Here is a 25,639-nt window from a genome sequence, read left to right on the forward strand (position 1 = left end):
CTTAATAAAGTTTCTCTTCATAATACCCATACTTTTTTGATATTTCTAAGGCTGTTTCGATCATCATTTTACTTTGTTGCTCTACTATCTGAGGTGTAATTTTTGTAAATAAATTTGCCATACTAATAGCTCCTAAAACATTTTTATTCATATCATATATTGGAACTGCTATACAATAAACATTATCTTCTCCTTCTTGATTATCTATTGAATATCCCCTTTCTCGTATTCTTTTCAAATCATTTAATAGAACTTCTTTCGAGACTATTGTTTTTTCGGTTCTTGGATATAATTCTATTTCATTTAAATAATTTTCTATTTTTTCATTTGAATAAGTCGCTAATATAGCTTTTCCTAATCCCGTATAGTAAAGTCCATTCTGAGATCCCAACTGAGCAGTTGTTCTAATTCCTCCTTCATTAACTTCAAATTTTGAAAGATAAACAATTTTTTTATTATTTTCAACTGCAAAAAAAACTGTATTATTTGTTTTTTCTTTTAATTCTTTTAAAAATGGATCAACCACTTGATTTATTTCCAACTTACTTTGAAATAAATTTGAAATTTGAAATATTTTTAAGCCTAATTCATATGTTTTTTCTTTTTTATTTTTTATAGAAATATACCCCTTCTCTAAAAGTGGCATTAATATATCATGAGTACTACTTTTAGGAATCTCTAAATCTTTTGAAATTTCAGATACTGTCATATCCTTACTTGAATTACTTAACAATTCAAATATCTCTAAAACTCTTAAAACCGTTTTATTCATTCTTCTCTCCTCACTGTTCGAAATGTCGAACGTCATACGCAATACCGAATTTGATAGTTTATACTTCATAAAGTTTTATTTGTCAACTTTTTTTTTGTTTTTTCTACACTATAAAAAAACTAAGTAAAGAGTTTATAAAAAAATTTATATTTTTTAATTATTTATAAATTAAATATACTAATAAAAAATACTTAAATAAACCATAAATAAACTTTTTTTCGGTTTATTTTTTTTTAAAATTTAAAAGAAAAAAAGAAAAAAATATTTTTAAAATTTATATTTAAAAGTGAACTTGTTGACAAAATATTAATAGATGAGGTATATAACACTAATAGTAAAACTACACAAAATATTTTTTAGGAGGAATTATTATGTCAAAAGGATTTGCACCAGAACCATATAAAATAAAAATGGTTGAAAATATGGCTATTATGACTAAAGAAGAGAGAAAAGAGGCTATTGAAAGAGCTGGATATAATACTTTTTTATTAAAATCAGATGAATGTTATATAGACTTACTTACTGACTCTGGAACTAATGCCATGAGTGATGCTCAGTGGGCTGGGTTAATGTTGGGAGACGAAGCTTATGCAGGAAGTAGAAACTTCTACCATTTAGAAAAAACAGTACAAGAACTTTTTGGATTTAAATATGTAGTTCCAACTCACCAAGGAAGAGGAGCAGAAAATATTTTATCAACATTAACAATTAAGCCAGGGGACTATGTTCCAGGAAATATGTATTTTACTACTACAAGATTTCATCAAGAAAGAAATGGGGCGACTTTCAGAGATATTATAATAGACGAAGCTCATAATTCTCAAATAGATTTACCATTTAAAGGTAATGTAGATTTAAAGAAATTACAAGCATTAATAGATGAAGTGGGGGCAGAAAAAATACCATATGTTTGTTTGGCAGTTACAGTTAACTTAGCTGGAGGACAACCGGTATCAATGGCTAATATAAAAGCTGTTTCAGAACTAGCTCATAAACATGGAATTAAGATTATGTATGATGCAACTCGTTGTATAGAAAATGCTTATTTTATAAAAGCAAGAGAAGAAGGATATGCAGATAAATCTATAAAAGATATTGTAAAAGAGATGTTTTCATATGGTGATGGGTGTACAATGAGTGGAAAAAAAGACTGTTTAACTAATATCGGTGGATTCTTATGTATGAATGATTATGAATTATATCTACAAGCGACAGCTACAGTAGTTCAATTTGAAGGAATGCCTAGCTATGGTGGATTGGCAGGAAGAGATATGGAAGCTATGGCAATTGGACTTAGAGAGGCTGTAAACTATGAATATATAAGTCATAGAGTTAATCAAATAAGATATTTAGGAGAAAAGCTAGATGCAGCAGGGGTACCTATGGTAAAACCTTATGGAGGACATGCAATTTTCTTAGATGCAAGAGCATTTTTACCACATTTAACTCAAGATGATTTTCCTGCTCAAGCTTTAGCAGCATCTATTTATGAGCATTCTGGTGTTAGAACAATGGAAAGAGGAATTATATCAGCAGGAAGAGATGTAAAAACAGGAAAAAATCATTATCCTAAATTAGAAACAGTAAGATTAACAATTCCAAGAAGAGTTTATACATATGCTCACTTAGATTATGTAGCAGCTACAATAATAGAACTGTACAAAAATAAAGAGCAAATAAAAGGATTAAAGTGGGAGTATGAACCAGCTTGTTTAAGATTTTTTACAGGAAGATTTTCACAGAAATAAGAAATTATTGGTTTTATAAGGAGATTAAATATGGAAAATATCTATGATTTAATAATTGTTGGTGCAGGCCCAGCTGGACTAGCTGCAGGAGTCTATGGAGCTAGAGCTAAAATGAAAACTTTAATTTTAGAAAAAGGAACCATAGGTGGAATGGCTGCAAAAACTACTGAGATAGTTAATTATCCTGGAATACCTAAAACTTCTGGAGAAAAACTAGGTGAAGTTATGTCTAAACATGCGGAAAAATTAGGTGCTACAATTGTAAGAGATAGTATACGAACGGTAGAATTAAATGGCGAAATAAAAATTTTAAAAAGTAGAAGAAAAGAATACAAAGCTAGAAGTGTGATTTTTGCAACAGGAACTAGACCTAGAGTTTTAGGAATTCCTGGAGAAGTAGATTTTAAAGGTAGTGGTGTGGCTTATTGTGCTACTTGTGATGCTGAATTTTTCTCAAATCAAGAGGTTATTGTTGTTGGAAGTGGAGATCAAGCTATTGAAGAGGGAATGTTTATATCCAAATATGCTTCAAAAGTAAAAGTTATAGTTCTTCACGATGAAGGAGTATTAGATTGTAATAGATTAAGTGCAGAAGAAGCTTTTAAAAATCCTAAAATAGAGTTTATTTGGAATTCCACTCTTGATGAAATCATAGGAGATGAATCTGTAGAAAGAGTAAAAGTTAAAAATTTAAAAACAGGAAATATAACGGATATTCCTTGTAAAGGTGTATTTTTCTTTGTTGGAATGATTCCTAACACTGAATTTTTAGAAGAAACAGAATTAAAACTTGATAAGAGAGGTCATATTGAATGTGATAGTTTATTAAATTCATCAATCTCTGGAGTTTTTGTAGCTGGAGATGTAAGAGAAAAATATTTAAAGCAAGTTATAACTGCTGCTGCCGATGGAGCTATAGCAGCTGTAGCAGCTGAAAAATATTTAGAGGAGATGAATATTTATATAAATAGAATTAAAGATAAAAATGTAGCCATTGGATTTTGGAACTCTTTAGATAGCGATGGGCTAAAATATCTTTCTGAAAAAGAAAAAGAGTTGAGAGAAAATGATGTAGATGATTTTATATATGTTGATATTAGAAAAAATAAACACTTAGCTAAATTTTTTAACAAAGAAAATATAGATAGTCCAGAGTTAGTAATAAACAAATAAAATAAATATAAAATGGGGAGGTTACAAAATGGGTCATCCAACGATTTATCCAACAGGAGCAACGATTTATAATCCAGAAAAAGCATGGAGTGGGTATACACTTTTTCCTTTAAAAGGACAAGGGGTAATGCTAATAGATATGAATGGAGGAGAGATTAGACTTTGGGAAAATTTAAAAGGTTTTCCTGCAAAGATGTTTCCAGGAGGATATGTTTTAGGTAGTAAAAGAGAGAGAAGTTCAAAATTTGGAATGCAAGATTATGAGGATGTTGTGCAACTAGACTGGGATGGAAACGAAGTTTGGAGATTTGATAGATATGAGTATATCGAAGACGAAGGAATAGAACCAAAATGGATGGCTAGACAACATCACGATTTTCAAAGAGAGGGTAATCCAGTTGGATACTATGCACCTGGTATGGAACCAAAAGTTCACGGTGGAAAAACTTTAATACTTGGACACAAAACAGTAAGAAACTTAAAAATATCAGATAAATTATTATTAGATGATGTTATTTATGAAGTTGATGAGGATGGAAAAATAATTTGGGAATGGATTTGTAATGAACATTTTGATGAATTCGGATTTTCAGAAGAAGCTAAAAATGTTTTATTTAGAAATCCAAATTTAAGAAGTGTTGAGCCAGAAAAAGTTGGGGACTGGATGCACATAAACTCAATGTCAGCTTTAGGTCCTAACAAGTGGTACGATGCTGGTGACGAAAGATTCCATCCAGATAATATAATTTGGGATGGAAGAGAAACAAATATAATTGCTATTATCAGTAAAGAAACTGGAAAAGTGGTATGGAAAATCGGTCCATATTATAATACTCCAGAGTTTAAGCATTTAGGATGTATCATTGGACAACATCACGCTCATATGATTCCAAGAGGATTACCTGGAGAAGGAAACGTTCTTGTATTTGATAACGGTGGATGGGCAGGATATGGTGCACCAAATCCTGAATCTAAATATGGAGAGAAAAACGCAAGAAGGGACTATTCTAGAATATTAGAAATAGACCCAGTTACATTGGAAATTGTATGGCAATATACACCAAAAGAAGCTGGATTTGTAATGCCATTAGATGCTTCAAGATTCTATAGCCCATTTATAAGTGGAGCTCAAAGATTAGCAAATGGAAATACTTTAATAACAGAGGGATCTAATGGAAGACTAATCGAAGTAACTCCAAGCTATGAAATTGTATGGGAATATATAAATCCATATTGGGATAAAGAGATTATGAACATGAATATGATTTTTAGAGCTTATAGAGTTCCTTATGAGTGGGTACCTCAATTGGAAAAACCTGAGGAAACTCCAATTAAAAAAGTAGATGTTTCTACATTTAGAGTTCCTGGATCAAAACCTTTGGGTGGGGCAACGAGAATATTTGTTGAAGGTGTTTCTCCTTGGGAAAAATCAAATGCTTTAAATGCATGTGTAGCTGCTGGAGATGAAACAGAAGAAAAACCTAAATTATTTAAAATAAACTCTACATTATTTGCACATTTAAATGAAAAAAATCTTAAAGACGAAATTTCTAAAGTTGAAGATATAGGAATAATATTTGTTGGAGCTGAAAGATGTAAAAACTGTATGGCTCTTCAACCTATATTAGAAGAGTTAGTTCCAATTTATAAAGAGGAAGCTAATATGGTCGCATTCCATTTAGATGCTGATAAAAATAAAGAGTTTATGAGCAAGCATAGTTTAAAGTCAATTCCAGTTTTATTATTAGTAAAAGATAATGAGATTGTTGACAAACTTTCAGGATTTAATCCAATTGATGAAGTTGAAGAGTTTATAGAGAAAAATCTATAGGAGGATTAAAAAATGAAAGAAATGGAGAGTGAAAGAGCCTTAAAAGGCTCTTTCTATACAATAAATAGTGATTTTTATAAATGGATTGGAACATTTATAATCTTAATTATGATTTGGGCAATATCTCAAAGATATAATTTAGATTATAAAACGTCATCATTTTTTACAATTACCATATTTGCTGTTTTACTTTGGTGTTTTTCATTAATTCCAGACGCTATAACAGGTTTGTTACTTCCAACTTTATATGTTGTTTTTAAAGTGGCCTCACCGAATACGGCTTTTAAACCTTGGACTTCAACAATTCCTTGGCTGGTTTTAGCAGCTATGTTAATGTCAACAATGCTTAATGAAACTGGTGTGGCTAGAAGAATAGCTATTTGGAGTATTGCAAAATTTGGAAAAACATTTGCAACTATCCTTTTAGGGATAACCTTAGCAGGAATAATTATAACTCCATTTATTCCATCGGTTATTGCTAAAATAGTAATTTTTAATATTATAACAATGGGGCTGATTGAAACTTTAGGTTATAAACCTAAAAGTTTAGAAGCAACTCTTATAACTATAGCAGGGTTTTTTGTTATCTCAACTTTCAGATTGGGATTTGCAACAGGAGATTCTGGAATTATAATTGGACTGAACTATGCTCAACAAGTAACAGGACAAACTCTAACTTGGATGCAGTATTTAATTCATAATCTACCATATATATTTTTTTATACTTTTGGCTCGTTAGGTGTTTTAATTTTATTCACAAAAAATACAGAACCACTAACAAAAGAAAAAATAGAGCTACTAAAGAAAAAATATTTAGATTTAGGTAAAATAAAAGATAAAGAGAAAAAAGCTTTTATAGTTATGGGAGTTGCACTTCTATTTATGTCTACAGAAAGTATTCATAAAATCAACTCTGCTTGGATTTTAGTTATTTTAGCAAGTTTCTTTTTTGTTCCAAAAATAAATTTATTAAATAATGAAAGTTTAAAAAAAGTAAACTTATTGCCACTTCTATTTATTGTAGGTGCCATGAGTATTGGGAGCGTTGCAGCAGAGACTCAGGCTATAAATATAATAAAAAATTTTCTACAACCATTTTTTAAGGGAAATGCCTTTTCAATAATAACAGTATCATATATTTCTGGTATCTTATTAAATTTTTTACTTACACCTCTAGCAGCTATGTCATCTTTCACAATGCCTTTAATACAACTTGGACTTGAAAATAATATAAATCCCTATGTAATGACATATATTTTTCAAGTTTCTTTAGATCAATATCTATTACCATATGAATTTGCAGGATTATTATTAGTTTACACTTCAGGATACGTATCTTTAAGTACTTTAGTAAAGATTCTTATAGTGCGTATGTTTTTAGGGTTAGTTATTTTATTAGGAATAGCTTATCCTTGGTGGAATATTTTAGGAATAATTTCAATTTAAAAAAGGAGGCTTTATGAATAATAAAAAAGAAATCCCTTTATATATAGCATTATTGCCTATATTTTTTCTTCTTATGATAATATCTTATGCAGTTATAATAGCTAAATTACCTGTCCATTTTCCTGTTTTTGCTTCAGCAATGTTTGCAGCTTTAGTAGCAAAAATTTTATTAAAATGTAATTGGAAAGATTTAGAGAGTGGAATTTCAGATACTTTAAAAATGGTTGTAATCCCAATCATGATACTACTAGTTATTGGAATGTCCATAGGAACATGGATACTATCTGGAGTTGTACCTACAATGATATACTATGGTCTTAAAATGATAACGCCAGATATATTTTTGCCAGTAGCTTTAATTAGTTCATCATTAATATCAATTTCAACTGGTAGCTCTTGGACAACAATGTCAACAATAGGAATTGCCTTAATTGGAATGGGAGAAGGACTAGGAATTCCGCGAGAAGTTATAGTAGGAGCTGTACTTTCTGGAGCATATTTTGGTGATAAGATGTCACCACTCTCAGATACAACAAACTTAGCTCCGCTTATGGCTGGAGCAAAATTATTTGATCATATAAAACACATGCTTTATACAACTGTACCAGCATATATTTTAGCTCTTATAGGTTTTATTATTTTAGGAAATAAGTATTCTAATGCAATAATTGATGATATTGGAGTAGATTTAATGTTAACGACTTTAAATCAAAATTTTACAATAACTCCTTGGCTAATTTTAATTCCAATTTTAACAATAGGATTAGTTATGAAAAAAGTTCCAGCTTTACCTGGATTATTTTCTGGTGCTTTATTAGGTGGAGTTGCAGCAATGATAATTCAAAAGAAAACTTTAATAGATATTATGAGAGTTTTGCAGTTTGGATATAAAAGTAATACTGGAGTTAAAGCTATCGATAGTTTACTAACTCGTGGTGGAATGTCTTCAATGCTAATGACAATATCTTTGATTATTTCAGCTCTAGCTTTTGCAGGAATAATGGAAAAATCTGGAATGTTAGATAAATTAGCAACAACAATATCCAAAGTGGCTAATACTAAGAATAAAATTGTAGTAGCTTCTGTGATTACTCCAATTTTAACTAATTTATGTGCTGGTGGACAATATATGTCAATTGTAATAACTGGTAGAATGTTTAGAAAAAATTATGAGAAATTAAATTTAGCTCCAAAGAATTTATCAAGAGCTTTAGAAGATGGAGGAACAATAACATCACCTTTAGTTCCATGGACTGTTTGTGGAGCTTTTGTAGCAAGCACTTTTGGAGTTCCAACATATATTTATGCACCATTCTGTTTATTTAATTTAATTTGTCCTGTTATTTCAATATTTTATGGAATTTTTGGAATAACAATAGAAGAAAATAATAAATCTGTGAATGCAATACTAGAAAACGATGAGATAGAAGAACTTGCTTCTGAAAATAATTGATGCTAGTAATGAACTTCTAATAAATAGTGTGGCTTCGCGAGAAGTATCTGTCTAATGTCAGATATGTAATCATACTAAATGAATAGTTACTATCGTGTTATATTTTTTTAATAGGCTAGTAGGTTTTGATGTGCTTCCTTCATAATAGATAGATTTATATTATTTCATCTATCTATTATGAAGGAAGCTTTTTATATAGGTAAAAAATCAAGATGTTAAAACTAATATGTTAAAATAATAAGATATACTGGGATCGATAGTCAAATTTTTCAGAAATCTGAAAGGTAAAAATTATTATTAAAGTAAATTTCTAAAATACAAAAATATTACAAAAAATTAAATAGCTTAAGCTATTTAAAATATAAAGCTTAAGCTATAAAGAAAGTTCTTTTCATTTTAAATTTTAAATAAAATTAATTAAAATAGGTATTAAAAATACAGTTATAATCCCTGCAATTCCAATAGCTAGTCCTGACATAGCTCCTTCTACTTCTCCAATTTCAATAGCTTTTGATGTCCCAACAGCATGACTTGCAGTTCCTATTGCAACTCCTTTTGCTATACTATTATCAATTTTACTCCATTTACATATAGTTGGACCTATAGCAGCTCCAACTATTCCTGTTGAAACAATTGCAACTATAGTCAAAGCTGTATCTGCATTTAAAGCTTTAGTAATCTCTATCCCTATAGCTGTTGTTATAGATTTAGGAAGTATTGATATTAATACATCTTTTTCTAAATTTACAAGCTTAGATAAGAAAATTACTGATAATATTGCTGAAGTTGATCCAACAGTTATTCCAAAGAGTATTGGTACAATATTTTTTTTCAAGGTTTCAATTTGGTTATACAATGGAACTGCTAAAACTACTGTAGCTGGAGCTAGAAAAAATGTAATAATCTCAGTTCCTTTATTGTATTCATTCAATGGAATATCAAATATAACTAATATAGATATAACAAAAATAATACCTAATAATAGAGGATTTAAAAGAGTTATTTTAGTTTTTCTATATATAAAAACTCCTATTTGATAAGCAACTAATGATATAAGGATACTAACAAGTGGACTCATCTTTTTTAGCCTCCTCTTTTCTTTTTATAATAAATTGGACACTCCAACCAGTAACTACTAAAGTTATTATTGTAGTTATGACAACTACAAAGAATAGTTTATGCCAATTATTTGCTAAAATATTAATTGATTTAAGTAATCCTACTCCTGGTGGCAAAAATAAAAAAGCTAAATTTGTTAGCATTAAATTCGTTGCATTCTTTATATTTTCAACTTTTAAAATTTTAAAGTTAAGTAAAATAAATAGCAAAAGTATTCCTATTACAGGGCCTGGAATGGGAATAGGTGTATACCTACTTATTATAGAACTTATATACGTTATCGCTAAAATAATAGCAAACTCTCCTATCATAAATCCTCCTGTTAAAAAATTATTTTACAACTTTTCCTGGATTTAAAATAAACTTAGGATCAAAAACACTCTTTATTCCTTGCATGATACCTATTTGCACATCTCCTATTTGCTCAAATAGATATTTTTTCTTAGCAAAGCCTATTCCATGCTCTCCAGAAACTAAACCTTTGTACTCTCTTGCTCGTGAGTACATCTCTTCAAAAACATCTTCTAAAACCTTTTCCCATTTACTCTCTTCCATGCCATCTTTGCATACATAAATATGTAAATTTCCATCTCCAGCATGACCAAAACTTGGAATTCTAACCTTATACTTTTCTTCTAGCTCTTTCGTGAATTTTATAAAATCAGCTACTTTATCTCTAGGAACAACAACATCACACTCATCCATTAAATCTGTACTTGCTTTTATCGCTTCTAAAAATGCTCCTCTAGCTGACCAAACATCTTTTTTTCTTTCTTCAGTGTCAACAATATATGCATCTAAAGCTCCCTCTTTTATACATAAATCAGCTACTTTAGAATAATCATTCTCCACTGATTCTAAAGTATTTCCATCAAATGATAGTAAAATATAGGCTTCTGCTGATTTATCTGGAAATTTTTTCCCTAGAAAGTCCTCAGCATAAAGCAAAACCTCTTTTTGAATAAATTCTATAGCTGTTGGAATAGCCTTAGATTTTATGATTTTAGGAACACACTCTATAGCTAACTCTATACTTGGGAAAGGTAACAATAAACTTATAGAATATTTTGGTAGAGGTAAAAGTTTTAAAGTTGCTTTAGTTATTATTCCTAGAGTCCCTTCTGCACCAATCATAAGATCTTTTAAAGCATAACCTGAGGAATTTTTTACAACCTTTCCACCTGTTGTAAAAAGCTCTCCATTTGGCAGAACTACTTCTAATTCTCTAATATAATCTCTAGTTACTCCATATTTAACTGCTCTCATACCACCTGCATTAGTTGATATATTTCCTCCTATTGTTGCAGATTTTTCTCCTGGATCTGGAGGATAAAATAGATCTTGTTCCTCTACATGTTTATATATATCCATTAAAAGAACTCCTGGCTCTAAAGTTAAAGTTAGATTATTTAAATCTAAATCTAAGAATCTATTCATTTTTGTCATATCTATCATTATTCCTCCATGCATAGCAACAGATGCTCCAACTAATCCTGTTCCAGAACCTCTTACAACAACAGGAATAGTATTTTCATAGGCATATTTCATAATTTGAGATATTTGAAAAGCATTATCAACTTTTAAAACAAGATCAGGTGGATTTGATATCCCTCCTAGTTCATCTTTATGATAATCATGTCCTACTTCATTTTCAAATAATGTATTTTCAATTCCAACTATATTTTTTAAATGCTCATAATCTTTAATATCTATCTTTTTATACATAGCTCCTCCCCTAGTAAATTGATTTTCCACTTTTTATATTCTCTATTAATTTAGGAACAATCTCATACATATCTCCAACAATTCCATAATGAGCTATATTAAAAATAGCTGCACTTTCATCACTGTTTATAGCAATTATTGTATCTGAACTATTCATACCTGCTGTAAATTGTACTGCACCTTGAATTCCACAAGCTATTATAAGTTTTGGTTTTACTGTTCTACCACTTAATCCAATCTGTTTTTTAGCTCCTAAAGTTCCATTTTCAATGATAGGTCTAGTACACGCTAGTTTCCCATTTAATAAATCAGCTAATTCTTGGAAAATTTCAATATCTTTAGCATTTTTTAAAGCTCTACCTACAGCAACAATAACTTCTGCTTCTGAAATATCCTCTTCAACCTCTTTTTTTGTAACCTCTATAATTTTTATCTTTGTATCTAAATGTTCCTCTTTTACTAAGAATTTATGTATTTCTCCAGAAGGAATCTCTTGTCTTTCAGGAGCTGAAAATATTTTATATCTAACTGTACATAGTTGTGGTCTATGATTTTGAGTTATAATTTGAGCCATTATATTTCCACCGAAAGCTGGTCTTATTTGGATTAAATCTGTGTTTTCTTTCATATCTAATATTGTACAGTCTGCAGTTAACCCTGTTCTAAATCTTGCTGCAATTCTTGGAGCCAAAGATCTTCCAATATTAGTAGCTCCAACTAATATAGAAGATGGCTTTACTCTTTCAATTAAATCTTCAAAAACAGCTGCATAAGGTTCTATAACAAAATGTTTCAAGTCTTTTGATTCATAGATAAAAATATCATCAACTCCATAATGTCTCAACTCTTGAGCACTCGTTTCAATATCATCTCCAATCATAAGAGCATAAACTGGATGATTAATCTTAGATGCTAACTCTTTAGCTTTTCCAATAAGTTCTAAACTTACTGGGTGTATCTTTCCATCTAAATGATCAATATAAACTAGAATTCCTCTCCATTTTGATTTATCTATCTCAATGATTTCATCCTCTTCATAACTTATTGCTCCTGCAGAGTTTTTAACACATATTTTACACATTTTACATGCTGATGTAATGTCAATACTATCTCCTAATTTTTCAATAGCTTTAAATGGACATATATTTATTAAACTTTCAATAATATTCTCTTGAAGCATAGATTGATTAACTATTAGTCTTCCCATTTAATTCCCTCCTAAACAAATTTTAGTTCTCTTAATTTATCTGAAAGCTTTTCAACTAACTCTTCACTACTACCGTTCCAAATAACTTTAGAACTATTTTTTTCAGGTGGAAATATTCTTTCAACTTGAGTTGGAGATCCTTTTAATCCATAATATTCCTCTCTTTTATCTTCCATATGACTTAAATTAAAAATAGGAATATCTTTATTTAAAGTTTCTAGTTTTTTCTTATAAGAAGGTAGTCTTGGAGTATAAATTCCTTTTTCAACTGTAATTAAACATGGAAATTTAACTTCCTGAATCTCAATAGTATGATCCATATCCATTTCAACTAATATTGAGTCCTCTTTAATATCTATAATTTTTCTAACATTTGCAACATGAGGTATATTTAAAAATTCAGCTAATTCTGGTCCTACTTGAGCTGTATCTCCATCTGTTGTTTGCTTTCCACAAATGATTAAATCATAGTCTTTTACAGTTCTGACACCTTGAGAAATAGCATAAGAGGTAGCTAATACATCTGCTCCTGCAAATTTTCTATCTGATAAAATAAATCCCTCATCAACTCCCATCATATAGGCTTCTTTTATAATATCTTTTGCCATAGGTGGTCCCATAGTTAAAGCTGTTATTTTTCCTTGGGTGTCCTCTTTTAACTTTAAAGCTGTTTCTAAAGCATAAAGATCATAAGGATTTATTTTTGAATCCACTCCATCTCTAATTAGAACTCCTGTAATTGGGTCAACATTAACATTGGTACTTCCTGGAACTTGTTTAATACAAACAATAATATTCATACAGCCTCCTTTTTAATATTGGTCTAACCAATTTATTAGTGATAGGAGTATACTTCATAGAAAAACCATTGTCAAATTTATTTCGAATACAAATTCAAAATAAAAAGCACATATCTTTTCAATATGTGCTTTTCAAGAGGTATTTTAAATATTAAAAAATATTTTTTTTCATTAATAAAAAATGCTCTTTTATAACTTCTCTTCCCAAATCAAGATTTTTTTCAATTAAAGCTTGATAAATTATTTTATGATGCTTTAAAAGTATATCTTTATTGTTTGAATTTTTTAAAATACTTATTCTTATATTCTTAATAAATTTTTCTAAAGTTAATCTAGAAGAGTTATATAAGCTTATAAAAAAAATATTATGACTAGCTTCTACAATAGCTCTATGGAACTCTGCATCTAAAAGAGAACTTTCATCCTCTGAAGCTGCATTTTTTAAATCTTTAAATATCATATCTATTTTTATTAAATCTTCATCTTTTATATTTGTTAGAGCTAATTCAAAAGCTTTAATTTCTATTCCTTCTCTAAAGTCTATTAAGTCAGAAACATTTTGCCCTGTTAAAAGAAAAAAAAGATTAAAATTTTCAAAAAGAGAATCTTTAAAATCATCTTTTAAATAATATCCACTTCCTTGAATACAATTTGTTATTCCCATTGCAGTTAAAACTTTTAAAGCTTCTCTAACTGTAGTTCTGCTAAGATTCAATTTTTCTGCCAAATCTCTTTCTGTTTCTATTTTCTCTCCTGGTTTTAAAGTATTATTTTCAATTTTTTCTTTTATATATTCTAAAATTATATTATAATTTTTATCTTTCATTTTTCTCCTTTAATATTCAATATATCTAGGGATTGTACCAAATTGTGTGAAGATTTTCAAGTGTTTATAATTTTGATAATTAAATAGACAATTTTATATAGTATAAAAAAACACAATTTTTAACTAATCGTGTTTTTTATATTTTTATCTTTCATTTTTTAAAAGATTTTTTATATCTCCAGCAATAAATTGAGCTTTTGCTCCAAATATAACTTGAACTCCATATTTTCCTACTTTTATTGTTCCACTTGAACCTAATTTTTTTAAACCTGCTTCATCTACTAATGACGTATCTTTTACCTCTACTCTTAATCTTGTTATACAATAATCAATAGAGGTAATATTTTCATTTCCTCCTAAATAATTTATAGCCATTGCAGCAATCTCTTTATCTGTAAAATTATCATTTTGGTTTTCTAAGTCGTTTATAACTTCTCTACCTGGTGTTTTTAAGTCAAACTTTCTTATTAAAAATCTAAAACCAAAATAATAACACATAGCCATAACAGTTCCGAAAACAAGAACCATTATATAATTTGTTTCATACCCAGAAAATGATGGTAATATTCCAAATGATAAGAAATCAATAAATCCTGCAGAAAATGACTTTGCTATATGTACATTTAATAAATACATCATCATATAAGATATCCCTGCAAAAACAGCATTGAAAAGATAAAGTACTGGTGCTACAAATATAAATGTAAATTCAATTGGTTCTGTTATTCCAGTTAAAAAACAAGTAAATGCTGCTGATAATAATATTCCTGCAACTAATTTTTTATTCTTAGGAAGAGCTTCATGATACATTGCTAAACCTGCAGCTGGTAAAGCCATTAACATTAATGGATACTCTCCTTGTAAAAATTTTCCTGCATTTTTATAACTTTCTGATGAAAAACTTTTTATTCCTTCCTCAAACATTTTAAACCAAATAGCTTGATCTCCATTAATAATATTTCCAGACTGTGCAGTATATTCTCCAAAGTTGAACCAATAAGGAGAATAAAAAATATGATGTAATCCAGTAGGAATTAACGCTCTTTCAGTAAATCCAAAGATAAAAGTTGATAATGCTTGATTTTCTCCATTTGCTAATTTAGATAGTAATCCAATCGTATTTTGAATTGGTTCCCAAACAAACGGAAACCCTAAACCTATTAAAAAAGCAAAAAGTGCTGTAATAATTGGCACAAATCTTTTCCCTGAAAAAAATCCTAAAAAATCAGGTAGTTTTATATTGAAAAATTTATTATACATTGTTGCAGCCAATACTCCAGATATAAGTCCACTAAATATACCACTTTGTAAAGTTGGAATACCCATAACACTAGCATAAGCTCCACCTTGAGAAGCCATTTCTGGAGTTACACCTGCAACAATTCCAGCAGTTGAATTTATTATTAGTATAGCTACAATTGAAGCTAGTGCCGCTATTCCAGACTCTCCGGCTAATCCTACAGCTGCTCCAACAGCAAATAATAATGGTAGATTATCAAATAATATTCCACCGGCATTAGTCATTAACGGAAGATTTAATCGATCGCCAAAAGCCAGTAGTATTCCAGCAGCTGGTAAAATAGAGATGGGTAGCATCAATGCTTTTCCTATCTTTTGTAAATTAGAAAATATTTTCATTTCATTTTCCTCCCTTTTATTAAACAATAAGTTTTTTTAAAACACACTTTATATTCGTAATAGTATATAATTTATATATTTTTGTCAAGTTTTTTCGAAATTAAATGAGCCATATATTGACAATATTTTAAAATAATAGTATTGTAATACTATATAATACAATATTTATTAATCTTTGGAGGTTTATGAAAAGTAACAATAACATCAATAAACTTAAAATTATTAAAATGTTTTTAGAAAATAAAAAAACTTTAAAAGAAATATCATATGAAGAGAATATTCCATATAGTACTTTAAAAAGATGGATAAAAAAATTTAGAGATGATGGAACAGAAGCGCTAAATTTAAAAGAACGAAGTGATAAAAATTCCTTCCGAAAAGTTGACAATACTTTACTTGCAACTATTAGGAATTTTTACTTAGAAAATAAAAATAATTCTTTACAAACAATTTATAATGACCTAAAAAATAATTTTAACTCTAATATAAGCTTTAATACATTTTATAGAATTATTAGTAATTTAGATGAATATTTAAAAAATAAATCTAGTACTGAAATTAATAAAAATATAAAAAATGGAGATGTGTATATTTTAAAATCCTTTATCTCTTATAATTTCATTGAAATTAACAATACAAAAAAATTACCTATTATTTTTCTAATTTTCAATGCTTCTGATTTAGATATAATTGATTTTCATATTGAATTTTCACTTACCAATTCCCAAAGTATATTAGCTTTTTTAAGAGAAAGTATTATTCTAGGGCTTCTTAAATACAACGTAACTTATTTACCAAAAGAAATTTTAAATGACTCTAGTTTTAAACTATCTAATAATATAAAAAAACAAATTAATGATTCTCTATCTTTAAAAATTCATGATTTTATCCACGAAAATAAAGAAATTGAGAGATTTATAAATTTTTTGAATAGCGACATTGAAAAAAATTTAAAGAATAATATTACATATGAAAATCTTTATGATTTTTTGAGTAACTATTTAAAGGTTAATAAAAGTTTGCCTACATTTATAGAAAGTGAAGATAATAATTTATTAATGCTTCTCTTCAAATTAAATATTTTTCTCCCAAAAATAAAAAGAAAAATACATTCGTATGGTATTCAAATACATAATACTATTTTTAATGATAGAACTTATTTAAAAAGATATTTAGGAGAAGTTGCTGAAATTATATATAATCCTTTAAATTTAGATTTTATCTTAGCTTTTAAGAAAAATTATCTAATTGGAAAAATTAAAAATGATAATCTAAAATAAATTTTATATACTTGAGAATAGAGATTGAAAATAATATCTATTGAGGATTAATAGTTATAGATAAAGATGGGAATTCTAATAAAAATTTAAGCAAAGAGCACTTAAAGAAAAGTTTAAAAGAGTTTAGATTTTAAGTAACTGATTGATGGTTAGGGTGGCAAACATTGTTATTTAGATGAAAACTCTTTAGAAACAGTTAATTTTAATAAATTGGATTCAAAACTAGCTAATATTTTAAGAGATGAAGATAAACTTAAAAAATTAGTTGAATCTATTGTATTGAGTATAAAAAATGATTTGGACAAATTAAAAGGAAATAGAGTAATTTAAAAAGAAGAAATTTATGAACTTAAAAGATTTACAACAAAAATATTGGAGTGCTTTTATAAAAGTAGCATTAATAAAAAGAAAATTATCTTCAGATCAATATAGATTAATTAAAACAACAGGTATAGATGTTTCTATTTGTAAAGACTATCACTTATATATTTCTATAGATAGTAGAAATAAAACTTTAACTATAAAGGTTTATATTGATAATAATAAAGAGTATTATAAACTTTTTGAAAGTAAAAAATTAGAAATAGAAGGTCAAATTGGCTCTAACTTAGAATGAAGAAATTTAGAGGATAATAAATCAAGTATGATTATGAAAAGCGTGGAATTCGACATATATAATGAGAAGTCATAGGGAGATTCAATAAATTACTTATTATCAGAAATTCCTAAGTATATAGAAGTTTTTAAAAAATATGAGTATAGCATCTAAAGAAATATGCGAGTCCTAGCTACTAAGGTAGGCTACTGTAAACAACGGACTGGCTAAGGCGAGACGAGCTGCCTTTTTAATCTAGTAGTAAATTTTATAAAGATAAATAAGCAAATGTAAGAATTTGATTTTCTATGTAAAATAGTATATAATAAAATTATTAAATTTTTTAAGGAGAGATTGAGATGGATAAAAAAATCTTAGATAATATATATAAAATATGTCAAGAAGCTTCTATGACCAATGATGAATTCTTTTATCTTTTAGAAAACTCTAAATCGGAAGAGGAGAAAGAGTTTTATGTTAATATGAAAAATTTCTTTTTACAAAAAGGAATGGAAAAAGTAATTAACCAAAACAAGTTTTAAGGAGATACATATGCTAAAACCGACATATACTATCTTTGCTGGAGTTAATGGAGCTGGTAAATCCAGTTTATATAATAACCTTATTTTAACGACAGAAAAAGATTTTTTAGGTAAAAGAATCAATACTGACGAAATTGTTAAAGAGATTGGAGATTGGAAAAGAGAGACAGATCAAATGAAAGCGGGAAGAATTGCCTTAGCTAAAATTAAAGAGTTTTTTGAAAATAAAATTACTTTTAACCAAGAAACAACTCTTTGTGGAAATTCAATTTTAAGAACAATAAAAAAAGCTAAAGAGTTAGGATATAATATTGACTTGCATTTTGTAAGTGTTAATTCATCAGATGTTGCTAAAGAAAGAGTTCATCAAAGAGTTTTGAAAGGTGGGCATGGGATTCCTGAGGAATCTATAGAGAGAAGATTTTATGAATCTAGAGAAAATCTTGCAAAAATAAGTGAATATTGTGATAAAATAACTATTTATGACAATACAGATGTTTTAATCACAAAAGTTTATATAAAAAATAATAATATATTATATAAAGGTTCAAATCTACCAATTTGGTTAGATGAATTTGTAAAAAAATTAGGAAAATAAATAGTAATTTTTTATTCAAGAAACCCCGCCTGCTGCGAGAGCCGATATTCGGCGGGACCAAGCCAGCAATGAGATACATATCTCCAGTGAGAGATAGGGATGTCAGTCGCTGGCTTTTTTCTTTCATAAAAAATGTGTGGGCTTGGGCCACCCCCTTCCGGCATCCCCCGTCAAGGTACTCCCTTTTTAGTGGGACCGCTCTTGGGGGTGGCCAATGCCTTTCCTTCATTTTGCTCCCTCTGGGATAGAATCAGGCTTTTTTTTGCTGAGATTGTATAAAAGAGAAAGCATGTCTCAGCAAAGCCTTCATAAGCAAGAGGCAGCAACTGCGCCCACACTTAGTAATTCCCGCCCTCCCTCTACTGCTATCTTGTTGGGACATTCCCATTTTTTAGTAAGTAGAGCTAGACATACTATCAATAATAGTTTTTAAAAATTTAGGCGGAAATAACTTTTTTTATCTTCTAGCTGCAATCTCCGCCAAAAATCTACCCGGTGGACTTTCAGATTTTACCAAAGATAAAATCTCAGTAAAGATATGGTATTAACAATGATTAAAGCCTTTTATTTACAATTCATGAGTTATATGATACACTGAAGGGCAAAAAATAAAAAGGAGTTAATTTTAATTATGAAAAAAAGAGTGTTTTATATTTTAAATATTTTTCTAATTTTATCATTTCAGTTGCTAGCTTTAAATTTTACTGAAAATAAAAAAATTGAAGAGATATTTGAAAAGAATAAGTTAGAAGGAACTTTTGTCCTTTATGACGCACAAAATAATAGTTTCACTGGTTACAATAAAAAAAGAGCAGAAGTACAATTTTATCCAGCTTCTACTTTTAAAATTTATAACTCTCTAATTGGATTAAATACTGGAGCTGTTAAGAATGTAGATGATATTTTTTACAAATATAACGGTGAGAAAGTATTTTTAGAAAGTTGGGCTCAAGATTCAAATTTAAGATATGCTATTAAAGTTTCACAAGTTCCTGCTTATCAATTGTTAGCTAGAAAAATTGGAACAGAAAAAATGCAAGAAGAAATCAATAAATTAACTTTTGGAAATAAAAAAATTGGAGAAGAAGTTGATCAATTTTGGTTAAGAGGACCTCTAAAAATTAGTGCAGTAGAGCAATGTGAGTTATTAACTAAATTAGCAAAAAATGAATTACCATACACTAAAGATATTCAAAAACAAGTTCAAAAAATAACAATTTTAGAAAAGACTGAAGAATGGACTATGCACGGAAAGACTGGATGGGCAACTTCAAATATAGAAATTCCAGTTGGATGGTTTGTTGGTTGGGTAGAAAAAGATGGCAAGGTATACAGCTTTGCTATAAACTTAGATATGAAAGAAGGTAAAGATTTACCTAAGCGTGAAGAAATGGCAAAAGAATCTTTAAAAGCCTTAAATATTATATAGAATCAGAGAACAGAGGAGGAAATTAATTTAATTTTCTCCTTTGCTCTATTTAATACAAAACCTCTAGAAATGTAATTGAAAAAAATATAATAAAAGGTGATAAATTTGAAAAATAAAATTATTTTATTAAAATTAAGTTACGAATATAAGCATGAAAATTTTGATATTTTTCCATGTGTTATACAAGATGAAAAAAATTTAGTTCTTGTAGATTGTGGTTATTCTAACTCTCTTCATTTAATAGAAGAAGAAATGATTAGTAATGGACTAAATCCCAAAAACTTAACACACTTATTTTTAACACACCAAGATGATGATCATATGGGAAGTGCAAAAGAAATTAAAGTTAAATATCCTAATATTAAAATAGTGGCCTCTTTAAAAGAGAAACCGTATATTGAAGGAACTAAAAAAAACCTAAGACTAATTCAAGGAGAAAAAGTTTTAGATACTCTACCAAAGGAATATAAGGAGTTTGGAATTGAATTTTGTAAGAGATATGAAAATTTAAATAATGTTAAGGTTGATATTACAGTTAATGATGGAGATATTTTAGATTGGTTTGGTGGTTGTATGGTAGTTGAAACTCCTGGACACACTCCTGGGCATACTTCTCTTTATTTAAAAAATGAAAAAATTTTTATAACTGGTGATGCTGCCATTATAGAGGATGGTAATTTAGTTATTGCTAATCCACAATTTTGTTTAGATTTATCAACAGCTGAAAAATCCTTAGAAAATTTTAAAAATTTAAAAATCGAAAAATATATTTGTTACCACGGTGGAATTCTAGGAGCCAATTAGGTTTTCTTCCGATAATAATGATAGAAAATTAAAAGTTATCATCTAACTGAATAAAATAAAGTATAATTAATTGAGATATGTTATTTTAATTTTAAAAAGTAAAAATAGCTTATAACCATAAATGTATTATAAATTTTTTATTGATTAAAATTATAAAAGTAATATTGGAGGAAAAAATTGGAAAAACATTGGTCTAAAATAGAGATGATTCATGAAACAGTAACAAATGAAAATATTATTATAAAAGGAACAAAAAGTTATTATAGTAATGCTTGGACTGAAAATTTTCAAAATTCAGTTGTGAGATATTTATATGGAGATGAATATAGTAAAAAAAGTTGGAAAAATAAGTGGGATTTAGATAAATTATATATTGGAAATTTTGTGTGTATTGGTGCAGAAAGTATCATATTGATGGGTGGAAACAATACTCATAGGGTAGATTGGTTCTCTTGTTACCCTTTTATGGAAAAGATTGATGAAGCTTATGAAAAAAGAGGAGATACAATAATCGAAGATGGAGCTTGGATAGGAATAAGAGCTATAATTATGCCAGGAGTTAAAATAGGCGAAGGAGCGATAATTGCAGCTGGAGCTGTTGTCACAAAAGATGTACCACCATATTCAGTTGTAGGTGGAAATCCTGCCCAAGTTATAAAATATAGATTTCCTCAGGAAGCTATAGAGAAATTATTGAATATGAAAATTTATGATTTACCTGAGGAAAAAATTGAAAACCTAATAGAATCGTTATGCTCTAATAATTTAAATTTTTTAAAAAGTATGTACCATAAGATTAAGGGTGAGTAACAGAAAATAGTTCTAAAGGTCTTTGATTTTATTAAAAAAGATGTAAATTTAAATATCTCTTGATTCTATTGACTTAAACGAAGAAAAAGTGACTTTTTTTGGAAAAAACGAACCGAGACCTTCACAAATTTTATCAAGCTCTTTTTTAACTTTTTGTCTATTTTAAAATTAATTTTAGATTGAGACATACTATTATCTCCTTAAAATATTTATAAATAATTATAGATTCTAACTGAATAAAAAAATAGAGGGCAACCATCACAAATCCCTCTATTCACTACTAAATCACCTTTGAATAACTTTAAAACTTTCAATCATTTCATTTAAAAATTAAAACAACTTTGAAACTGTGTGATGGCTATTTGTACTGCCTTAAATTCTTTTCTATCTTCTAACTATTATTGTAATTTTTGGAGAAATAAATGATGATAAATTATTTTAAATATATATTAAAAATCTAAATACATTTTTTTACTTATCTCATTAAACCCTTTTTTTTCATAAAAGGAAATTGTGTTTGTATTAAATGAATATACTGTTAATTCAATTCGATTGATATTTTTATCTTTAGCCCATTCCTTAACCTTTTCCAATAAAAGATTTCCTACTTTTTTATTTTGGTATTCATTTTTTACGGCTATGTTATCTAGTTGTATCCATTTACGTTCTTTTATAACAGGATGATCTATAGATGTTGCTATAAAGCATTCAGTAAATCCAATAATTTCAGAGTTGTATTCTGCTACAAATAATTCTCGGTTAGGATTTTCAATAATATTTTTTATATCAGATTCGTCTCTAGAAGAAATCAATGGTTTTTTAAAAAGTTCAGGATGATTTTGAAGATGTAAACTATCTAATTCGTCGTAAACTAAGCAAAGAGATGTGTAGTCTTCAATACAAGCTTTTCTAATATTAATCATTTTACTTACCCCCACAAAAAGTTTTTAATTATAAATTTGTGATATTATACATTAATTTTAAATAATTAGCTATAAAAATACAAATGACCATTTTTTTTGATAAATGCTCACTTAAATGCTCACATGTTATTAATTTTTTTTAAAAAACTCAATAAAATCAAGGAGATAAATGCTCACCTAAATATTAAATTAAATTTTCATATGGATATTTAGATTAGAAGAGAAAGTCCACCCGGTGGACTTTTTGTATTTTTTAATTAAAAAAATTAAAATACAAAAAAGGGAAAGAGCCTCTGGGGGGATAGAGGCTCTTTTGGGGGGATTAAATTATTTATTACTTTTTTAACATTTATTTACAATATTTAGACAACGGGTTGGTGTTATAATCTTTTAGTAGACACTTTTTACTTTAATTAGTATCATAGTTTTAGATAATAAATTAAGGTAGGTGCCCCAAGTGTCAAAACACAAATATGATGATGAATTCAGAAAACAAATCGTAGATATTGTTGAATCTAACGTAAAAACAGTAAAAGAAATTGCAGGAGAATATGGCCTGCCTGTTCAAACTATTCATTCATGGGTTAGAAAATACAAAAATTCTTCTAGCTTTAGAGATGAAGATCAATTAACTCCTGAACAAAAAGAAATTAGAGAGTTAAAAAAGAAAATCAAACAAATTGAAGAAGAAAATGAGATTTTAAAAAAGGCAACGGCCATATTTTCGAGACTCACAAAGTAGTTTCTATTACTAAAAAATTTGAATTCATCAAAATTCATTCTAAAGTTCATAATATAAAAATTTTGTGTAAGGTTTGCGGTGTTTCACGTAGTGGATACTATAAACACTTAGCTACCGAGGATATTCGTACGAATAAAGAAGCTGAAAAAGTTATTTTAATAAATAAAATTAAAAAAATTCATATTGATTCAAGAAAAACTTATGGTTCCCCAAGAATAGCAGCTACTTTAAATGCTAACGGTCACATCGCAAGTCAAAAACGTGTTGCAAAACTTATGAAGGAAAATTCTATTCAAGCGATATCATATAAAAAATTTAGATCAAAATCTAAAGCAAGTAATGAATCTATTGAAGAGAATTTAATTAAAAATCTTAAAGTAGATGCGCCAAATCAAATTTGGGTTACTGATATAACTTATATTTGGACTAAAAAAAGATGGATGTATTTATCATCAATTATGGATCTTTATAGTCGTAAAATAATAGCTCACATCATTGATGATAGAATGGATTCGAGTTTAGTTGTAAACACCTTAAAACTAGCAATAAGCAGACGTGGATTAGCTGAGAATTTAATATTGCATAGCGATAAAGGATCACAGTACAGAAGTAACATATTTAAACAATTATTGAAAAAAAATAATATTAAACAATCTATGTGTGGTAAAGGAAATTGCTACGATAATGCAGCAATGGAATCCTTTCATTCAAGTTTAAAGAAGGAACAAATTTATCCAAATCCAATATTAGATCAAAAAGAAACACAACTTCAAATTTTTGATTATATTGAAGGATTCTATAATAAAAATAGACTTCATAGTAGTTTAGATTATGTTTCGCCAGAAGTATTTGAAGAAAAGTATTTAGAAAATGTCTCATGAAATTATATGAGATATTTTCTAAAAAAATCAAAGTAAAATCTGTCTACTATCTTGACAGAACACCAGGTTTTATAAAAAAGTTTTAATTTTTGAGAAAATTATTTTGATATAAAAAGTTCGCTCAGCGAACTTTTTGTAAATTACAAAAATAAGAATATTTTCAAAATTGTTAAAAAGAATTTCTGGCAAGAAATAGCCACTTAACTCATCGCTTTCTCCCTCTGGTCGTAGCTGGGATAGTGGGAGTCTTATTGACAGTCCCTTATGGTACGCTACCCTGCCGGTCGCTCAGTACTCCGCTCAAGAGTTAAAGACAGTTCTTGCCTTAATAGGAAAAGGGCTCGAGAGCTGTGGATGAAAGACAATTTAATTTGCAATACACGGATCTCTTCGCCCTTGAACCTTTAAGTCTTTCCCACCCTCCCCATTCTGCTATCTTGTTGAGATAACTCCCTTTTAAAAGATAAAACCTCAGTTAAAAAAGCCTTTAAGAAAGGCTATTAATAACGCCCTAGAGTTTTTGGAACTATTAAATGAGTTTTTAAAAGGTGGTATTAAATCTGAAGATATAACAGTTCGAGGGAAAGTAGATTTTTAAACTATATGAACATCCAAATGGGATATTTAAAACATGAGGAGTTTTTCTAAATAGCAGTAATCAAATAGTTTTAAATGAAACTCTATTTTGTGGAACTATAGACCGCAGTGTTGTTTATCCAAGATTGATAATTGAAAAGGCAATCCTATCAAAAGCTAAAGGAGTTATATTTGTACATAACCACCCAAGTGGTAATTTAACTCCATCTAAAAAAGATATTGAGCTGACACTGGAGATGCAAGAGCTTCTTGATAAAGTTGATGTAAAACTACTTGACCACTACATAATCTCAGAAACAGAAAACTTTAGTTTTTATGAAAATGGTTTAATTGATTATTTGTAAAGCTTGAGGGAGTTCCCTCAAGCTACTTTTAAAGATGGAGGTGCTGTATGAAAAAGTTTGATATTATGGTTAGTATTAGAAGAGAGATGAATCTGAAAAATTTAAGCAGTAGTAGAGTGGCCAAGAAGATTGGAGTTAGTAAGATAGAGATGATAGAGTTTTTCTTGGAGAAAAATGTAAGTCTAGAACTACTTGAAAAAGTTATTGAAATAGTTTTTGAAAGCTATGAGTTCCAGTACTCTTTTAAAGAAAATCCACTTAGAAAGTTTAGTACTAAAGAGTTGTTAGAGGAACTTTTGAGAAGAGAAAAAGATTGAATAAACATAAAAAAGCAAGATTTAAAACCTTGCTTTTTT

Annotated in this window: 24 protein-coding genes and 1 pseudogene; 16 read left to right on the forward strand and 9 right to left on the reverse strand. The window is 28.5% G+C overall.

Annotation, left to right across the window (positions count from 1 at the left end):
• Position 1: 1 nt before the first annotated feature.
• The gene (locus tag NON08_RS12330; protein ID WP_256691912.1) at positions 2-772 is read right to left on the reverse strand and encodes an IclR family transcriptional regulator; all 771 of its coding nucleotides are present in this window, start codon (positions 770-772) and stop codon (positions 2-4) included.
• A gap of 371 nt (positions 773-1,143) precedes the next feature.
• Here NON08_RS12330 and NON08_RS12335 point away from each other — a divergent pair, with 371 nt between their 5' ends.
• Genes NON08_RS12335 through nhaC form a run of 5 tightly spaced genes read left to right on the forward strand, consistent with a single transcriptional unit; the run spans position 1,144 to position 8,423 of the window.
• The gene (locus NON08_RS12335) at positions 1,144-2,520 is read left to right on the forward strand and encodes a tyrosine phenol-lyase (protein WP_256691913.1); all 1,377 of its coding nucleotides are present in this window, start codon (positions 1,144-1,146) and stop codon (positions 2,518-2,520) included.
• 30 nt (positions 2,521-2,550) lie between these two features.
• Positions 2,551-3,693 carry a thioredoxin-disulfide reductase gene (trxB, locus tag NON08_RS12340; protein ID WP_256691914.1) on the forward strand — a complete coding sequence of 381 codons (1,143 nt, stop codon included), beginning with the start codon at positions 2,551-2,553 and terminating at the stop codon, positions 3,691-3,693.
• A 28-nt stretch (positions 3,694-3,721) separates the two neighbouring features.
• Complete coding sequence (locus tag NON08_RS12345) at positions 3,722-5,524, forward strand: aryl-sulfate sulfotransferase (protein ID WP_256691915.1); 1,803 nt, start codon at positions 3,722-3,724, stop codon at positions 5,522-5,524.
• A gap of 12 nt (positions 5,525-5,536) precedes the next feature.
• Positions 5,537-6,970: an SLC13 family permease gene (locus tag NON08_RS12350; protein ID WP_256691916.1), complete on the forward strand. Its 1,434-nt coding sequence runs from the start codon at positions 5,537-5,539 to the stop codon at positions 6,968-6,970.
• Between the two features lie 13 nt (positions 6,971-6,983).
• A complete protein-coding gene (gene nhaC / locus NON08_RS12355) occupies positions 6,984-8,423 on the forward strand; it encodes a Na+/H+ antiporter NhaC (protein ID WP_256691917.1) in 1,440 nt (479 codons plus the stop codon).
• Between the two features lie 403 nt (positions 8,424-8,826).
• Here nhaC and NON08_RS12360 read toward each other — a convergent pair whose 3' ends face one another.
• The 7 genes from NON08_RS12360 to NON08_RS12390 form a co-directional block, all read right to left on the reverse strand.
• Positions 8,827-9,501 carry an LrgB family protein gene (locus tag NON08_RS12360; RefSeq protein WP_256691918.1) on the reverse strand — a complete coding sequence of 225 codons (675 nt, stop codon included), beginning with the start codon at positions 9,499-9,501 and terminating at the stop codon, positions 8,827-8,829.
• Positions 9,485-9,853 (reverse strand): CidA/LrgA family protein, encoded by a 369-nt coding sequence (locus NON08_RS12365; protein WP_256691919.1) that lies wholly within the window; start codon positions 9,851-9,853, stop codon positions 9,485-9,487. The genes NON08_RS12360 and NON08_RS12365 overlap by 17 nt, the downstream gene beginning before the upstream one ends.
• A 19-nt stretch (positions 9,854-9,872) precedes the next feature.
• Positions 9,873-11,267 carry an FAD-binding oxidoreductase gene (locus NON08_RS12370; RefSeq protein ID WP_256691920.1) on the reverse strand — a complete coding sequence of 465 codons (1,395 nt, stop codon included), beginning with the start codon at positions 11,265-11,267 and terminating at the stop codon, positions 9,873-9,875.
• Between the two features lie 10 nt (positions 11,268-11,277).
• Positions 11,278-12,474 (reverse strand): electron transfer flavoprotein subunit alpha, encoded by a 1,197-nt coding sequence (locus NON08_RS12375; protein WP_256691921.1) that lies wholly within the window; start codon positions 12,472-12,474, stop codon positions 11,278-11,280.
• An 11-nt stretch (positions 12,475-12,485) separates the two neighbouring features.
• Positions 12,486-13,274 (reverse strand): electron transfer flavoprotein subunit beta/FixA family protein, encoded by a 789-nt coding sequence (locus tag NON08_RS12380; RefSeq protein ID WP_256691922.1) that lies wholly within the window; start codon positions 13,272-13,274, stop codon positions 12,486-12,488.
• A gap of 151 nt (positions 13,275-13,425) precedes the next feature.
• On the reverse strand, positions 13,426-14,100 hold the full coding sequence (locus NON08_RS12385) for a FadR/GntR family transcriptional regulator (protein WP_256691923.1): 675 nt from the start codon (positions 14,098-14,100) through the stop codon (positions 13,426-13,428).
• Positions 14,101-14,244: 144 nt separating this feature from the next.
• On the reverse strand, positions 14,245-15,738 hold the full coding sequence (locus tag NON08_RS12390; protein WP_256691924.1) for a PTS transporter subunit EIIC: 1,494 nt from the start codon (positions 15,736-15,738) through the stop codon (positions 14,245-14,247).
• A 185-nt stretch (positions 15,739-15,923) separates the two neighbouring features.
• Between NON08_RS12390 and NON08_RS12395 the strand changes: the two genes are divergently transcribed.
• The 7 genes from NON08_RS12395 (at position 15,924) to NON08_RS15060 (ending at position 21,796) form a co-directional block, all read left to right on the forward strand.
• Complete coding sequence (locus tag NON08_RS12395; protein ID WP_256691925.1) at positions 15,924-17,018, forward strand: helix-turn-helix domain-containing protein; 1,095 nt, start codon at positions 15,924-15,926, stop codon at positions 17,016-17,018.
• 343 nt (positions 17,019-17,361) lie between these two features.
• A complete protein-coding gene (locus tag NON08_RS12400) occupies positions 17,362-17,634 on the forward strand; it encodes a DUF4268 domain-containing protein (RefSeq protein WP_256691926.1) in 273 nt (90 codons plus the stop codon).
• Positions 17,635-17,972: 338 nt separating this feature from the next.
• The gene (locus NON08_RS12405; RefSeq protein ID WP_256691928.1) at positions 17,973-18,155 is read left to right on the forward strand and encodes a hypothetical protein; all 183 of its coding nucleotides are present in this window, start codon (positions 17,973-17,975) and stop codon (positions 18,153-18,155) included.
• A gap of 10 nt (positions 18,156-18,165) precedes the next feature.
• Entirely contained in the window at positions 18,166-18,753 is a 588-nt protein-coding gene (locus NON08_RS12410; protein ID WP_256691929.1) for a zeta toxin family protein, read from the forward strand.
• Between the two features lie 631 nt (positions 18,754-19,384).
• The gene (blaOXA, locus tag NON08_RS12415; protein ID WP_256691930.1) at positions 19,385-20,182 is read left to right on the forward strand and encodes a class D beta-lactamase; all 798 of its coding nucleotides are present in this window, start codon (positions 19,385-19,387) and stop codon (positions 20,180-20,182) included.
• Between the two features lie 105 nt (positions 20,183-20,287).
• Positions 20,288-20,986 carry an MBL fold metallo-hydrolase gene (locus tag NON08_RS12420; protein WP_256691931.1) on the forward strand — a complete coding sequence of 233 codons (699 nt, stop codon included), beginning with the start codon at positions 20,288-20,290 and terminating at the stop codon, positions 20,984-20,986.
• Positions 20,987-21,163: 177 nt separating this feature from the next.
• The gene (locus NON08_RS15060) at positions 21,164-21,796 is read left to right on the forward strand and encodes a CatB-related O-acetyltransferase (RefSeq protein WP_240222348.1); all 633 of its coding nucleotides are present in this window, start codon (positions 21,164-21,166) and stop codon (positions 21,794-21,796) included.
• A gap of 449 nt (positions 21,797-22,245) precedes the next feature.
• Here NON08_RS15060 and NON08_RS12430 read toward each other — a convergent pair whose 3' ends face one another.
• Positions 22,246-22,719 carry a GNAT family N-acetyltransferase gene (locus NON08_RS12430; protein WP_256691932.1) on the reverse strand — a complete coding sequence of 158 codons (474 nt, stop codon included), beginning with the start codon at positions 22,717-22,719 and terminating at the stop codon, positions 22,246-22,248.
• A 457-nt stretch (positions 22,720-23,176) separates the two neighbouring features.
• Between NON08_RS12430 and NON08_RS12435 the strand changes: the two genes are divergently transcribed.
• The 4 genes and pseudogenes from NON08_RS12435 (at position 23,177) to NON08_RS12450 (ending at position 25,600) form a co-directional block, all read left to right on the forward strand.
• On the forward strand, positions 23,177-23,461 hold the full coding sequence (locus NON08_RS12435) for a transposase (RefSeq protein WP_256691933.1): 285 nt from the start codon (positions 23,177-23,179) through the stop codon (positions 23,459-23,461).
• A gap of 32 nt (positions 23,462-23,493) precedes the next feature.
• Positions 23,494-24,342, forward strand: coding sequence for an IS3 family transposase (locus NON08_RS12440; RefSeq protein WP_256692014.1), 849 nt, complete (start codon positions 23,494-23,496; stop codon positions 24,340-24,342).
• Between the two features lie 650 nt (positions 24,343-24,992).
• A pseudogene (locus NON08_RS12445) lies at positions 24,993-25,283 on the forward strand (JAB domain-containing protein); the annotation flags it as partial.
• A 47-nt stretch (positions 25,284-25,330) separates the two neighbouring features.
• Positions 25,331-25,600, forward strand: a complete 270-nt coding sequence (locus NON08_RS12450) for a hypothetical protein (protein WP_256691934.1) — start codon at positions 25,331-25,333, stop codon at positions 25,598-25,600.
• Positions 25,601-25,639: the final 39 nt, after the last annotated feature.

The organism is Cetobacterium sp. NK01, from assembly GCF_024506395.1.
In the GTDB taxonomy this organism is placed as follows: Bacteria; Fusobacteriota; Fusobacteriia; order Fusobacteriales; family Fusobacteriaceae; genus Cetobacterium_A; species Cetobacterium_A somerae_A.